This window comes from Agrobacterium deltaense RV3, from assembly GCF_900013505.1.
GTDB lineage: Bacteria > Pseudomonadota > Alphaproteobacteria > Rhizobiales > Rhizobiaceae > Agrobacterium > Agrobacterium leguminum.
Genome location: NZ_LT009745.1, coordinates 323,890 through 337,611 on the forward strand (window position 1 = coordinate 323,890; position 13,722 = coordinate 337,611).

The 13,722-nt window shown below is 60.2% G+C and carries 12 protein-coding genes and 1 tRNA gene; 9 read left to right on the plus strand and 4 right to left on the minus strand.

Features of this window, described 5'->3' with window-relative positions:
• Positions 1-5: 5 nt before the first annotated feature.
• From yihA to rpmH, 4 genes are read right to left on the minus strand one after another with little or no spacing between them, the layout of a single operon-like run.
• Complete coding sequence (gene yihA, locus AGR7B_RS01670; protein WP_035263945.1) at positions 6-659, minus strand: ribosome biogenesis GTP-binding protein YihA/YsxC; 654 nt, start codon at positions 657-659, stop codon at positions 6-8.
• Positions 656-2,458 carry a membrane protein insertase YidC gene (yidC, locus tag AGR7B_RS01675; protein ID WP_078051316.1) on the minus strand — a complete coding sequence of 601 codons (1,803 nt, stop codon included), beginning with the start codon at positions 2,456-2,458 and terminating at the stop codon, positions 656-658. The genes yihA and yidC overlap by 4 nt, the downstream gene beginning before the upstream one ends.
• Positions 2,458-2,841: a ribonuclease P protein component gene (gene rnpA / locus AGR7B_RS01680; protein ID WP_003520031.1), complete on the minus strand. Its 384-nt coding sequence runs from the start codon at positions 2,839-2,841 to the stop codon at positions 2,458-2,460. Before rnpA ends, yidC begins: the two co-directional genes overlap by 1 nt.
• 36 nt (positions 2,842-2,877) lie before the next feature.
• Positions 2,878-3,015: a 50S ribosomal protein L34 gene (gene rpmH / locus AGR7B_RS01685; RefSeq protein ID WP_003493611.1), complete on the minus strand. Its 138-nt coding sequence runs from the start codon at positions 3,013-3,015 to the stop codon at positions 2,878-2,880.
• A 352-nt stretch (positions 3,016-3,367) separates the two neighbouring features.
• On the opposite strand from rpmH, the gene AGR7B_RS01690 reads away from it, so the two are divergent.
• From AGR7B_RS01690 to AGR7B_RS01735, 9 genes are all read left to right on the plus strand, one after another.
• The gene (locus AGR7B_RS01690; RefSeq protein ID WP_080855874.1) at positions 3,368-5,416 is read left to right on the plus strand and encodes a methyl-accepting chemotaxis protein; all 2,049 of its coding nucleotides are present in this window, start codon (positions 3,368-3,370) and stop codon (positions 5,414-5,416) included.
• A 250-nt stretch (positions 5,417-5,666) separates the two neighbouring features.
• Positions 5,667-7,085, plus strand: a complete 1,419-nt coding sequence (locus AGR7B_RS01695; protein ID WP_162934014.1) for an ATP-binding protein — start codon at positions 5,667-5,669, stop codon at positions 7,083-7,085.
• A gap of 217 nt (positions 7,086-7,302) precedes the next feature.
• Positions 7,303-7,379: transfer RNA gene (locus AGR7B_RS01705), tRNA-Arg, on the plus strand.
• Positions 7,380-7,553: 174 nt separating this feature from the next.
• Positions 7,554-8,366 carry a class I SAM-dependent methyltransferase gene (locus AGR7B_RS01710; RefSeq protein WP_080855876.1) on the plus strand — a complete coding sequence of 271 codons (813 nt, stop codon included), beginning with the start codon at positions 7,554-7,556 and terminating at the stop codon, positions 8,364-8,366.
• A 217-nt stretch (positions 8,367-8,583) separates the two neighbouring features.
• Positions 8,584-9,729 (plus strand): ABC transporter ATP-binding protein, encoded by a 1,146-nt coding sequence (locus AGR7B_RS01715; RefSeq protein ID WP_020811732.1) that lies wholly within the window; start codon positions 8,584-8,586, stop codon positions 9,727-9,729.
• Positions 9,726-10,652 carry a carbohydrate ABC transporter permease gene (locus tag AGR7B_RS01720; protein ID WP_003520025.1) on the plus strand — a complete coding sequence of 309 codons (927 nt, stop codon included), beginning with the start codon at positions 9,726-9,728 and terminating at the stop codon, positions 10,650-10,652. Before AGR7B_RS01715 ends, AGR7B_RS01720 begins: the two co-directional genes overlap by 4 nt.
• Positions 10,652-11,473 (plus strand): carbohydrate ABC transporter permease, encoded by an 822-nt coding sequence (locus tag AGR7B_RS01725; RefSeq protein ID WP_065654553.1) that lies wholly within the window; start codon positions 10,652-10,654, stop codon positions 11,471-11,473. Before AGR7B_RS01720 ends, AGR7B_RS01725 begins: the two co-directional genes overlap by 1 nt.
• Before the next feature lie 42 nt (positions 11,474-11,515).
• Positions 11,516-12,808 carry an ABC transporter substrate-binding protein gene (locus AGR7B_RS01730; protein WP_003503651.1) on the plus strand — a complete coding sequence of 431 codons (1,293 nt, stop codon included), beginning with the start codon at positions 11,516-11,518 and terminating at the stop codon, positions 12,806-12,808.
• 66 nt (positions 12,809-12,874) lie between these two features.
• On the plus strand, positions 12,875-13,675 hold the full coding sequence (locus AGR7B_RS01735; protein ID WP_080855877.1) for a phosphodiesterase: 801 nt from the start codon (positions 12,875-12,877) through the stop codon (positions 13,673-13,675).
• The last annotated feature ends 47 nt before the right edge of the window (positions 13,676-13,722 follow it).

The following is a 13,722-nucleotide window of genomic DNA, read 5'->3' on the forward strand; positions in this document are numbered from 1 at the left end:
GTCTTTCAAAGAGAGATCGTTCTGACGATCTCGGCCCGCAGGCTATCCAGCCCGAATGATTTTTCCGAGGATGTGGCGAGAACTTCCGGATAGGCGGCGGGACGCTTGCGGATTTTCTCCAGCGTTTCGCCGATCAGCCGCGGAACGCCGGCATCCTTGATCTTGTCCGTCTTCGTCAGCACGATCTGGTAGGAAACGGCCGCCTTGTCGAGCAGGGTCAGAACCTCCTCGTCGTTCTTTTTCACGCCATGGCGGGAATCGATCAGCACGTAAACGCGCTTCAGCGTCGCACGGCCGCGCAGATAATCGAAGACGAGCTTGGTCCAGGCATCGACCTGATCCTTCGGGGCCTGCGCATAACCGTAACCGGGCATGTCGACCAGCGCCATCGGCGGCAGATCGCCAGCTTCGCCGGAATAACCATCTGGAACGAAATAGTTCAGTTCCTGCGTGCGTCCGGGCGTATTGGACGTGCGGGCAAGCCCTTTGTGGCCCACCAGCGCATTGATGAGCGAGGACTTGCCGACATTCGAGCGACCGGCGAAGGCAATCTCCGGCGGGCCTTCGGGCGGCAGGAATTTCATTGCGGGAACGCCGCGAATGAAAATCCAGGGTCGCCCGAACAGGGGCTTTTCGGTTGCCGTGCCGGTCTCACTCATTTCGATTGCACCGGCTTTCGCTTGAACAGTCCCTTGATATTGTCGAACAGTTCGATCTTGGCGCCCTGGCGCTTCATGATGACGGCCTGCTGGGTGATGGAGAGCGTATTGTTCCATGCCCAGTAGATGACCAAACCGGCCGGAAAGGAGGCCAGCATGAAGGTGAAGATCAGCGGCATCCAGTTGAAGATCATCGCCTGCGTCGGATCGGGCGGCGTCGGGTTCATGCGCATCTGCAGGAACATGGTGATGCCCATGACAAGCGGCCAGACACCGATCATCAGGAAGTGCGGCACATCATAAGGCAGAAGGCCGAAGAGGTTGAACAGCGACGTCGGATCCGGCGCGGAAAGGTCGTGAATCCAGCCGAAGAACGGCGCATGCCGCATTTCGATGGTGACGTAGATGACCTTGTAGAGCGCGAAGAAGACCGGGATCTGCAAAAGCATCGGCCAGCAGCCGGCAACAGGATTGATCTTCTCTTCCTTGTAGAGCTGCATCATCGCCTGCTGCATGGCCATGCGGTCATCGCCATGCTTGGCCTTCAGCTCTTCCATCTTCGGCTGCACGCGCTTCATGTTCGCCATGGAAGCATATTGCTTGCTGGCGAGCGGGAAGAAGAGAGCCTTGACGACGATGGTGGTGAGCAGGATCGCCACGCCGAAATTACCAAAATAACGGAAGAAGAAATCCATCAGTTTGAACATCGGCTTGGTGATGAAGTAGAACCAGCCCCAGTCGATCAGAAGGTCGAACTTCGGAATGGCGTAGGTCGTCTCGTAACGGTCGACCAGCGGCACTTCCTTGGCGCCGGCGAAAACGAGGCTCTTCAGCTCGATCGACTGGCCGGGCTCGACCGTCAGCGGGTCGCTCTTGAAATCGGCCTGATAGCTCGGCTGATTGCCGGTGATGTGCGAATAACGGGTCTCGAACGGCGTCGTCTGTGGCGGAACGATGGCCGCGGCCCAATATTTGTCGGTGATGCCGAGCCAGCCGCCGGTCGCCTTGGCAACCGTTACCGGTGCTTCCTCGACGTCCTTGTATTTTTCTTCCGTCAGGCTGCCGTCTTTGCCCGAAACGCCGAGGAAACCTTCATGGATGACGAAGACCGGGGGGACTGCGGGCTTGTTGTTGCGCGTCACGCGGCCATAGGTGGCAAAGGAGATCGCCGCCTGTCCGGGGTTCTCCACCTTGTCGGCGACCGAGATCATGTAATGCTCGTCGATCGAAACCGTACGGGAGAAAATCACGCCCTTGGAATTGGTGTAGGTGAGGGTGACCGGGGTGGTTTCCGTCAGCTTTTCGCCGCTTGCCAGCGTCCACACGGTGGTCGGGCCGGGAACGCCGCCGACTTCCTGTGCTGCAACGTAACCGAGTTCGGTGAAGTAGCCGTCCTTGGTGTCGGAGGGCGAGAACAGCGTGATGATCGGGCTCGAGTCATCGACGGTCTCATGGTAGTCCTTGAGCCGGATGTCATCGAAGCGGGCGCCGGTAAGGTTGATCGAGCCGGCGATGGCGTTGGTCTCGATGGCCACGCGCTGGGTTCTTGCAATCGACTCTTCGCGGGTCGCCGTGGCGGCAGTCTGCGGTGAGGAGGCAGGCGGTGCGCCTTCAACGGCAGCACCTGGTGCGGCGCCCGGCGCCGGCTGCTGTTGCTGCGTCGTCTGCTGCTGCGCCTGGCGGGCCTCTTCGGCGCGGCGCTGCTGCTCGATACGCGGATTCATGTAAAGGAATTGCCAGGCGAGGACGATGACAACCGAAAGGGCTATCGCGATGAAGTAATTACGGTTCTTTTCCATCATTCTTTCCTGGAGCGGGTCTCCTGGGACCGTTTCGGTTTCGCCGTTCCTTCAATTCGCTCGTTAAGGAGAGACTGAAGTTTCGGGAAGGCCGTATCGAGCACGTCCCTGCGGGCGACAATCACATAGTCATGACCGGGCTTCATTGCGAATCCGGCAGAAAGCCTGACGGCTTCCTTGAGACGGCGGCGCATGCGATTTCGCTCGACCGCGTTGCCTTGTCTTTTCGTTACGGTAAAACCGACGCGAGGCTCGGTTTCCGGGGCTTTCCGGTCAAGCACTTCCAGAAGAAAGGTGCCTCCCCGCCGTTTTTCTCCTGCCTGAACGGCAAGGAAATCCGACCGGTTTTTAAGCCGGCCGGGCAGTTTTCCTGTCTTACTCATGTGCCCGCGACTTTCACCGGGTCACAGAGGCGGCAATTAAGCCGAAAGACGAGCGCGGCCGCGCGCACGGCGGGCTGCGAGAACCTTGCGGCCGCCGGCGGTAGCCATACGGGCGCGGAAGCCATGGCGACGCTTGCGGACAAGCTTGGACGGTTGGTAAGTACGCTTCGACATTTATTTAATACCGCGGTGTGCGGCCCTTCTTGAATTTGCAATAATTTGCAAGAGCGTTTCGTTTTTTGCACGGCTAACCCCGCCTGGGCGAGCTTTCAATGGCCGAGCGTGCGCGGCTTATAAGGGCATAGGCCGAGCAAAGTCAATTGCCGAAGGGGTTTTCGCGCTTCACCTTTTGCGGAAAACGCACCGCCATCTCCTTCGCCGACCGCCGATGGAGGCCGATTCCGGCGCGCAATCGATAAAATCCGAAATTCTTTCTTAACGCAGCGTTGATAAATCTTGTGACGCGAAAAAGTTATGCCAGCTTCCCATTTTCATCGCGCGGCTGGTTTTTGTTGGGGGAACGAAGTTGAGAATTCGCGGTCGTATCAATCTACTTGTCGGGCTGATGAGCCTTGTGGCCTGTACCATTGGCGGGTTGTCCATCTATGCGATCAACGAATTCTGGGTTCGGTCGCATCATTTCGAGGGAACCGCCGAAAGGGCCTATAAGGGCGAGGCGCTCAACCGTCTGGTAACGGCAGTCGTCATGGAGGCACGCGGTGTCTATGCGGCAGCCGATGTGGCGGCAGCCACCCCCTTTGCCGACGGCATGGTCAAAAACCTCGACGCCATGGAAAAGCTCATTGCCAGCTGGGCGCCGCTCGTGCCGGCGGAACAACAGGCGAGTTTCGACAAGCTTGTCGGCCGGTCCAAGGAATTCCGCACTTTCCGTCTGGAAACCGTGCGGCTGGCGAAGGAAAACGGGCCGCAGGCGGCCAGCCAGCAGGGCAATAACGAGGCGAACCGCGCCAACCGCAAAGCCTATCAGGCGGAGATCGACAGCGTCGTGAAAAACGACCTCGCCGAACTCGAAGTCGTGAAGGCAGGAGTAGATTCTTTCAGCACCGCGATATTCTGGGTGATCGTCGCGGTGACGGTTGCCGGTGTCGGCGCGGGAGCCGCCTTCGGTCTCTACATCGGAACGCGGCAGCTCAGCGCACCCATCCGCAGGGTTTCGCAGGTGATGAATGCCGTGGCCGATGGAAATCTCGACGCGGAGGTCCCCTATCTCGGCCGCAACGACGAAATCGGCGAAATGGCTGCGGCCGTCGAGGTCTTTAAGAAAAACGGCAGCGAAGTGCGCCGCATGAATGCGCAGGAAGCCGCCATGCGCGCCAAGAGCGACGATCTGCAGGCCGGCATGGCCATCGTCGTCGACGCTGCGGCCCAGGGCGATTTCAGCCGCCGCATCAACAAGGACTATGGCGACGACAACCTCAATCGTTTCGCCGCGACGATCAATTCGCTCCTCACCGGTGTCCATAATGGCGTATCCGAGACCAGTCGCGTCATCGAAGGCCTTGCGCGGGGCGATCTGACGGAGAGAATGGATGGCGAGTTCCGGGGCGTCTTTGCCGAACTCCAGGGGAACGTCAACCAGACGCTGACCAAGCTGCGCGAGACGATGCGCGAAGTGCGCGGCAGCACAGAGGGCATCAGCGGCAACGCGAACGAATTGCGCTCGGCGGCCGACGACCTGTCGAAGCGGACCGAACAGCAGGCGGCGGCGCTGGAGGAAACCTCCGCCGCTCTGGATGAGATTACCGCCGTCGTCCGCAATTCGACCGACCGTGCGCAGGAAGCCAGCGCCATGGTTGCCGAAACGAAGCAGAAGACGGAAGAGTCCGCCAATGTCGTGCGCGACGCCGTGTCCGCCATGGATCGCATCGAGCATGCCTCGCGCGAAATCAGCCAGATCATCAACGTCATCGACGAAATCGCCTTCCAGACCAACCTTCTGGCGCTGAATGCCGGCGTGGAAGCCGCCCGTGCGGGTGAAGCGGGCAAGGGCTTTGCCGTCGTCGCTCAGGAAGTGCGAGAACTTGCGCAACGATCCGCAACGGCAGCGAAGGACATCAAGGCGCTGATCACCAAATCCGGCGAAGAGGTCGGGCGTGGCGTATCGCTGGTGCAGAGAACCGGCGGCGCACTGAGCGAGATCGAGACCCGCGTTCTGGCAATCAACGAGCACATCCATTCGATCGCCACGGCCGCCAGGGAGCAGTCCACCGGCCTGCATGAGGTGAATACCGCCATCAACCAGATGGACCAGGTAACGCAGCGCAACGCCGCCATGGTGGAGGAGACCTCGGCCGCAACCCATAAGCTCAGCAGCGAGGCCGACCATCTCGTGACGCTCGTGGCGCGCTTCAACGTCGGCGCGGAGAATGTGCAGCGCGCGCCCCGCATCGAGCAGCCCGCGAGGCCGATGACGGTCTCCGCCGGACCGGTGGCAGTCTCCGGCAGGACGCCGGCGGTGGCGTCTCCGGCCCGCAAATTGATGAACAGCGTCAGCCGCGCCCTCAATGCCCAGCCTGCGGCGGCACCCGCGCATGGTGACTGGCAGGAGTTCTAGGCGACCAGCGGTTCGCTTCAAAACCGGCTTACCTTCGAACGCCGCCCCTGCCGGGCGGCGTTTGTTTTTCCGGCAATGAAAACCTTTATTTTGCAGCGCATTGGAAAAATATCCATTAGGTCCTATTATCATCGCTGGATATAAACCGAGCCGTTCCACGCAAGCAGCGGCGCGCATACAGGATCATGGCCCGGTGTTTTCTAAAGGCGTAGACAGCTTGGACCGCACGCAAGACGATCCGGTGCATTGCATGCCGGGATTGACCGCCGGTCTTTCGGGACGGCTGCTGCTGCTCACTGTCATCTTCGTGATGATCGCCGAAGTGCTGATCTTCGTGCCTTCCGTCGCCAATATGCGACTTTCGTGGTTGCGCGACCGCCTGAATACGGCCGCGGCCGCCGGCGCTGTCATCGACGGCCTGCAGGCCGAACTGCCGCGAAGCGTGCAGAACGACACGCTGATGGCAACCGGGGCGAAGCTTATCGCGCTGCGCAAGGACGGCACCTCACGCCTGCTCGCCGTGGCGGAAACGCCTCCTGGCGTCGATGAGCAATATGACCTTTCCGACGTTTCGCAGGTGGCGGCGGTGCGGGACGCCTTTTCCACCCTGCTGTTCGGCGGCAACCGCGTCATCCGTGTTTTCGATGTCGTCGGCGACAGCGATACGATCATCGAACTGGTGCTCGGCGAAAACAAGCTGCGGGCGGCAATGCTTGCCTATGCGCGCAACGTTTTCCTGATTTCCATTGTCCTGTCGCTGATCACCGCAGGCCTGATCTTCATCTCCATCAACCGCATCATGATCCGGCCCATACGCCGGCTGACGCTCGGCATGCAGAACTTCTCGGAGGATCCGGGCAATCCCGAGCGGATTTTCGTACCTGAGGAGGGAACGGATGAACTATCGGTTGCCGGCCGCCACCTCGCCGACATGCAGACCGAACTGCAGAAGACCCTGCGCCAGCAGAAAAACCTCGTGGATCTCGGCCTCGCGGTCTCGAAGATCAATCACGACATGCGCAACATCCTGTCTTCCGCGCAGCTCATGTCGGACCGTCTTGTGGATGCAAAGGATCCGATGGTCAGGAGCTTTGCGCCGAAACTGCTGCGCACCATCGACCGCGCCGTGGCCTATACCGGCGAGGTTCTGGCCTATGGCCAGGCGACCGAAGGCGCACCGAAACGCAAGATGGTGCAGTTGAGCCTTCTGGTGCGGGATGTGCGCGATATTCTTGCGCTCGATCCGGATAGTGGCATCGAATTTCAGGACAGCGTTCCATCCGACCTCACAGTCGATGCGGATTCCGAGCAGCTTTTCAGGGTCATCCACAATCTCTGTCGCAATGCCGTTCAGGCCCTGCAATCCGATACCGCGAATGCCGGGCTTCGGTATCTCTCCATCTCGGCCCAGAGGGCCGGCAGCGTCGTCAGCATCGTCATCGACGACAATGGGCCGGGCATGCCGCGCAAGGCCAAGGAAAACCTGTTCTCCGCTTTCAGGGGTTCGGCGCGCTCCGGAGGCACGGGCCTCGGGCTGGTCATTGCCCGCGAACTCGTGCTTGCCCATGGCGGCACGATCGCGCTCGTCGAAAAGCCCGGTCCCGGCACGCAGTTCCGCATCGAGATAGCCGACCGCGCCGCCTCCGTACAGGCGGCCAGAACCGCCTGAAAAACCAGCTCCGCAGCCGGTTCGCGCAGTCATTCTCCCCGCCCAAACGGACAGGGTATCTGGCCCGTGGAAAATGATCCGCATGGAATTTATAATAAAATCAATGAGATACATGAATTGCTGCGGAAAAGTGACAATTTCGAAGCGAAATCGCTTGCATTCGGAATGAGGACGTTTTAGAGGATCGCCACGCCACCGGAAACGACCGGAACGGCACGCACCCGTAGCTCAGCTGGATAGAGCACCAGACTACGAATCTGGGGGTCAGGAGTTCGAATCTCTTCGGGTGCGCCATTTCTCTTCCCATAAAATTAAGTCCCGAGACAATCGCCGTCACGCGCGATATGGCTGATATCGGCAAGTCCGTTCAGGCGGATGCTTCGACGCTCCGCAGGGCCGAGTGAATTCCGAACGTCCCGAATATGTGCTAAAGTCACCCCGTCATCAGCTGTTCCCGGGGTGAAAGCCATGTTGGAAGCGGACAAGGTGTTTGCGGGTTCGATTCCGGAAAATTACGACCGCTATATGGTGCCGCTGATTTTTGCGCCATTCGCCGCCGATCTGGCGCGTCGGGCGGCGGCCTTGATGCCGATTGATATTCTGGAAATCGCCGCAGGCACCGGCGCCGTCACGCGCGAATTGGCCCCCCGATTATTGCCCGCGGCAAACTATGTGGTAACCGACCTCAACCAGCCGATGCTCGATTTTGCGGCGTCGCAACAGGCGCCGGATCGCCGCATAAAATGGCAGCAGGTGGATGCTCAGACGTTGCCTTTTGAAAACGCTGTGTTCGATCTCGTTTTCTGCCAGTTCGGCGCGATGTTTTTTACTGACCGCTTGTCGGCCTATCGCGAGGCAAAGCGGGTATTGAAGCCCGGCGGACATTATCTATTCAATGTATGGGACCGCATCGAGGAAAATCACTTCGCGGATGACGTGACGAACGCCCTGGCGCGCCTGTTCCCCGATGATCCGCCGCGCTTCATGCTCCGTACCCCGCACGGTTATCATGACACGGCACTCATTCGCCGCGAGCTGGAGGAGGCCGGTTTTTCCCGCGTGACGATTGAGACGGTGGCCGCGCAGAGCCGCGCCTCTTCACCGCGCATTCCGGCCATGGCTTATTGTCAGGGAACCGTGCTTCGGACGGAAATTGAGGCGAGAGTACCGGGAGGGCTCGACACCGCGACAGATTGTGCCGCCGCGGCCATCGAAGCGCGGCATGGCGGTGGCGCGGTTGCCGCGAAAATTCAGGCCCATGTGATTCTCGCCGCCGTTTAAACCGACGCTGCCGGCCCGCTTCTCAGTCTATAAGTGCGAACGGGGAATATTTGAGCAATACCCCCCTAAATATTAGTGGTTTTGGGTGGAGGCCTGTACCAAAGGATTTTCCGATAGTCCGAGATTACCGGGCTTTCGAGTGTCATCGAACTTTCCGCAAACCTTCGTCATATTGTCATACAATATAAGCATATGCGCTCCAGAAAAGGAGCGCAGAATGACGCCACAATCACTTGAACTTTCGGGCATCGGCAAAGGCTTCGGGGCTGACGATGTTCTGAAAGAGATCGATCTCTCCATCCGTCCCGGAGAGTTTTTGTCTCTCGTCGGCATGTCGGGCTGCGGCAAGTCCACGCTTCTGCGTATCATTGCGGGGCTGGAAACACCGGATCGCGGTTCGGTCTCCATCGGCGATCAGGATGTGACAGAGGTTGATCCGAGCGATCGCAACCTGGCGATGGTTTTCCAGTCCTACGCCCTTTATCCGCATATGAGCGTGCGCCAGAACATTGCCACACCGCTCAGGATGCGGCGTTTGCCCTTCGCCGCCCGCCTGCCGCTGGTCGGACGGTTTGCGGCCCCGGCAGAAACGCTAAGCCAGATCGACGCCGCCGTCGAACAGGCGGCCGAGACGCTACAGATCGCGCATTTGCTGGATCGCAAGCCGGCGCAGCTTTCCGGCGGCCAGCGTCAGCGCGTGGCGCTCGCCCGGGCGCTGGTGCGTTCGCCCGCTGCCTTCCTGATGGACGAGCCGCTCTCCAACCTCGATGCGAAGCTCCGCGCCCACATGCGTGAGGAACTGGCCGGCCTGCACCGTCGGCTGGGGGCGACCTTCATCTATGTCACCCACGACCAGATCGAAGCCATGACCATGTCCGACCGCATCGCGTTGATGTCGGAAGGCCGCATCGAGCAGCTTGGCACGCCGGACGAGCTTTACCGCAAGCCCGCGACGCTGACGGTCGCGCGTTTCATCGGCACGCCATCGATCAACCTGCTGCCGGTCGAAATCGACGCGCAGGGTAAAGTCACGGCCTTTGGGCGCGATCTTGGCATCGAGGGTGTGGGCCGCGATGCTGGCCCGGCGACGCTCGGCCTTCGTGCCGAAGATTTGCGCCCGGGCGAAGAAGGTTTTGCAGTGCGCGTGGTGCGCAGCGAAACCCACGGCGCCGACCGCTTCGTGAGCTGCCGCCTGCTGAGCGACGAGACGGTCGCCATCACCCTGCGTCAGGGCGCCGGCGATGCCGTGGGCGCGGATATGAATGGCGTGATGAATCTTGGCTTTGCACCGGAACGCGCGCATCTGTTCGCGGCCGATGGCCTGCGCCGCAAGGTGACGGTGCGCGAACGGGTGCCGGCATGACGGCGGTCGATTTTTCCACGGCCGCGCGGGCGAAGGCTCGCCCGCGGCTGTCAAAGGCGGACCGGCGGATGATCTGGCGCGGCCTGATGTTTGCTGCCCCCGCAAGCCTGCTGCTTCTGGCAATTTATATCGTTCCGATGCTCGTTCTGGCCGGTTTTTCCGTCACCGATTACCAGCTCGGTTCGCTCTCCACCCGCTTTGTCGGCCTCGGAAACTTCGTCAAGGCGTTTCAGGATCCGGTCTTCCTGCGCTCTCTCGCCAATACCGCCATCTATGCGCTCATCGTCATTCCCTTCGGTGTGTTTCTGGCGCTCGGCGTGGCTTTGCTCGTTTATAACCGCAAGCGCAGCCGTGCTTTCTGGGAGGTGGCTTATTTCCTCCCCGTCACCGCAACCCTCGTTGCCATGGCGACCGTGTGGCAGTTCCTGCTGCATCCCTCGCTCGGTCCGGTGAATGCGGCGATCAAATGGCTGGGCTTCGAGCCGGTCGCCTTCCTCTCCAATCCCGTCCTCCTCATTCCCACCATGGCGCTGATGGGCGTCTGGCAGATCCTGGGTTTCAACATGGTGCTGTTCCTCGCGGGCCTCACCGCCATTTCGAAGGATCTGCACGAGGCGGCGCGGCTGGATGGGGCCAAGAACCCGATCGACCGCTTCCTGACCGTGACTTGGCCGATGCTCGGGCCGACGACCATGTTCGTGGTGGTCACTACCTCCATCTCGGCCTTCAAAGTGTTCGAGACGGTGGCTGTGCTCACCAAGGGCCGCTTCGGATCGGAAACTCTGCTGTTCGATCTCTATCTCGAAGGTTTCGAATATTCGAACACCGGTTATGCCGCCGCGCTGACGATTATCTTCCTCGCGATCGTGCTGGTCCTGTCTATCGGCCAGACGCTGCACATGGACCGGAAGGTGCATTACTGATGGCCGCACTCCGCAAATATCTCCCACATCTCGTGCTTGCCCTTGGCGCTTTCGTGATGCTCCTGCCGTTCTACTGGATGGTGTTGACCTCGATCCGCTCACCGGCAGAGATTTTCGATGTCTCGCTCTGGCCAATCCCGCAGAAATTCGACGCGGCCGATAATTACGCCCGGGCGGCGGGTCAGGTGCCGATGGCGCGTTTCATGCTGAACGGCGTCATCGTCTGCGTCGGCATTCTCGTCGTGCAGATCCTGACTTCGGTTCCGGCTGCCTATGCGCTGGCGAAGCTCCGGTTCCCGGGCCGCAAGCTGCTGCTGGGCCTCGTCATTGCGGCGCTCTGCGTTCCCATTCAGGCGCTGGCGTTACCGCTCTTCGTCGGTTTGGCCAAGACGCAGCTTCTCAACACCTATTTTGCGATGATGATGCCGTTCTTCCTTTCGGTCTTCGCCATCTTCCTGTTCAACCAGTCCTTCCGCAGCTATCCGAATGAGATCATCGAGGCTGCCCGCATGGATGGGTTCTCGGAAATGGAGATTTGCTGGGGGCTGGTCCTTCGCGGGTCGCTGCCTTCGCTCGCCGCTTTCTCGATCTTTTCGCTCGTCGCCCACTGGAACGACCTTTATTGGCCGATGATCGTTGTCTCCGACACCAATCTCGCCCCGCCGCCGCTCGGCATGATGCTTTTCGCCGACGTCGAATCCGGCGCGAATTACGGTGCGCTGATGGCGGGCGCCACACTGATTACCGCGCCGATGGTGCTGTGCTTCCTCCTCGCACGGCGGCACTTCATCGCCGGTATTACCATGACCGGCGTCAAGTGACGCCGTTCAGATTTCCTCCTCCCAACCTCTCTGGAGACTGACATGAAACTCAACCGACGCGCTGTGATGGGCGGTCTGGCTCTCGGCATGGCTTTTGCGGGCCTCGCTCAGCCGGTTCTGGCCAATGAAATCACGCTCAACGTTCTTTACAACCTGCCGGGCTTCACCAAGTTCCATCAGCCGCTGGCCGATGAATTCATGAAGAAGAACCCGGACGTAAAGATCAACTTCCTCGCTCCGGCCGCCGGTTATAATGAAGGCCAGCAGCAGGTTCTGCGTTCCGCCGTAACGGGCAATCTGCCGGATGTTTATTTCTCGGGTTACAACCTGACGGCGGAACTCGTTCACACGCTCGCACCGCGCAACCAGATCACCGATCTTGGCCCGTTCATTCAGGCTGAAGGCGGTCAGGCCTTCCTCGACAAGAACTACAGCCCGAAGATGGCGGCTCTCGGCCAGATCGACGGCAAGCAGTATGGTCTGCCGGTCAACGCGTCCTCGCCGATCATCTACATCAACTCCGACCTCGTCACCAAGGCTGGCGGCGATCCGGACAAGATGCCGACGACCTTTGCGGAACTTATTGCTCTCGCAAAGAAGATCAAGGCTCTCGACCCCAAGTTCGCCGGCATGAGCTACGACATCAACGGCTGGCCGGATGACTGGTTGTGGCAGGCGCTTATCGTCGAACAGGGCGGCAAGCTCGTTGACGAGAAGGCCAAGACCGTTGGCTTCGACAACGAGATCGGCCTCAACGCCCTGAAGATGACCCGTCAGTTCGTCACCGAAGGCGGCCAGAACCTGCTCGACTGGGATCAGTCGCGCCAGCAGTTCGGTGCAGGCCTCACCGGTTTCATTTTCTCGACGCCTGCCCATGTTCAGACGATACAGGGTCTGGTCGGCGACCGCTTCAAGCTGAAGACCGCGACCTTCCCGCTCGACAACAAGGAAAAGGGCGGCGTTCCGACCGGCGGCAACTCGGCTGTTATCCTGACCCAGGAAAAGGCCAAGCAGGACGCTGCCTGGAAGTACCTGAAGTGGATCACCGGTCCGGAAGCGCAGAACACCATCGTTCGCATCACCGGTTACCTGCCGACCAACAAGCTGGCCACCGGCCCGGACTTCCTCGCTCCTTATTATGTCGAGAACCCGAATGTGAAGACCGCTTCGCTTCAGGCTGACCGTTCTCTGCCCTGGGCCGGTTATCCGGGTGGCGATTCCGTCCGCATCTGGCGCACCCAGCGCGACATCATCGGCACCGTCATGCGCGGTGAGGTGACGCCGGAAGCCGGTCTCAAGCAGATCGTCGAGCAGACCAACGCCCTGCTGAAATAAGCAAAACCATCGAAAAGGCTGCGGGGAAATCCGTTCCCGCAGCCATTTTGCGCAGAAAGACCTGTTATGAAGATCATCCAGATCACCGACACCCATCTCGTACCCCCCGGCATTGCTGTAAACGGCGTCGACCCGGAAAAGCAGCTGCGCGCGGCGGTGGCCGATATTGTCGAAAAACATGCCGACGCCGATCTTCTTGTGATGACGGGTGATCTTTGCAATTACGGCGAGCCGGAAGCCTATGAGCTGCTTCGCGACATCCTCGCGCCCGTTTCGATCCCCGTTCAGTTGATGCTCGGCAATCACGACCGCCGCCCGGAATTCGTCGCGGCTTTTCCGGAACAGCCGCGTGACGATAACGGCTACATCCAGTCCTTCATCGATACCGAATTCGGTCGGCTGCTGTTTCTCGACAGCCACGAGGCCGATGTGATCGGCGGCATATATGGTGCGGATCGTCTGGGATGGCTGGAGAGTGCGCTGGAAGGCGCGGGCGACCTGCCGGTGACGGTGTTCATTCATCACCCGCCGATGGATTGCGGCATCCGCCATTTCGAACATATCGGCATGCATGATGACGGAGCTGTCATGCGCCGTCTCGCCGCTCATCCGGCCGGTATACGTCATATCATTTTTGGCCATATCCATGTGCCGATGGCAGGAACGACCGCCGAAGGCATCGCCTATAGTTCCGGTCAGGCCTGCGCGCACCGTTTCATCACCGATATCGATGTTGTCGATCCTCTGTGGACGGGCGGCAATCCCTGTTACCGGGTCATAAGCCTGGGCGTATTCGGTCTGCGCGCCTATGATGCGGAAGTGGGGCAGGTCGTGCTCGGTCAGGCGCCTGTCTGTGAAGGCCCCTGACACCGGACGTTTCCGTGTTGCACGGAGATGACCTTCACCCCGTCGCC

Excerpts from the sequence above, each read along its gene's own strand:
- AGR7B_RS01710 (WP_080855876.1), top strand. The coding sequence starts at position 7,554 with ATGTTGGAAGCGGACAAGGTGTTTGCGGGTTCGATTCCGGAAAATTAC.
- AGR7B_RS01730 (WP_003503651.1), top strand. The coding sequence starts at position 11,516 with ATGAAACTCAACCGACGCGCTGTGATGGGCGGTCTGGCTCTCGGCATG.
- AGR7B_RS01735 (WP_080855877.1), top strand. The coding sequence starts at position 12,875 with ATGAAGATCATCCAGATCACCGACACCCATCTCGTACCCCCCGGCATT.
- AGR7B_RS01720 (WP_003520025.1), top strand. The coding sequence starts at position 9,726 with ATGACGGCGGTCGATTTTTCCACGGCCGCGCGGGCGAAGGCTCGCCCG.
- AGR7B_RS01725 (WP_065654553.1), top strand. The coding sequence starts at position 10,652 with ATGGCCGCACTCCGCAAATATCTCCCACATCTCGTGCTTGCCCTTGGC.
- AGR7B_RS01715 (WP_020811732.1), top strand. The coding sequence starts at position 8,584 with ATGACGCCACAATCACTTGAACTTTCGGGCATCGGCAAAGGCTTCGGG.
- rpmH (WP_003493611.1), bottom strand. The coding sequence starts at position 3,015 with ATGTCGAAGCGTACTTACCAACCGTCCAAGCTTGTCCGCAAGCGTCGC.
- yidC (WP_078051316.1), bottom strand. The coding sequence starts at position 2,458 with ATGGAAAAGAACCGTAATTACTTCATCGCGATAGCCCTTTCGGTTGTC.
- rnpA (WP_003520031.1), bottom strand. The coding sequence starts at position 2,841 with ATGAGTAAGACAGGAAAACTGCCCGGCCGGCTTAAAAACCGGTCGGAT.
- AGR7B_RS01695 (WP_162934014.1), top strand. The coding sequence starts at position 5,667 with ATGCCGGGATTGACCGCCGGTCTTTCGGGACGGCTGCTGCTGCTCACT.
- yihA (WP_035263945.1), bottom strand. The coding sequence starts at position 659 with ATGAGTGAGACCGGCACGGCAACCGAAAAGCCCCTGTTCGGGCGACCC.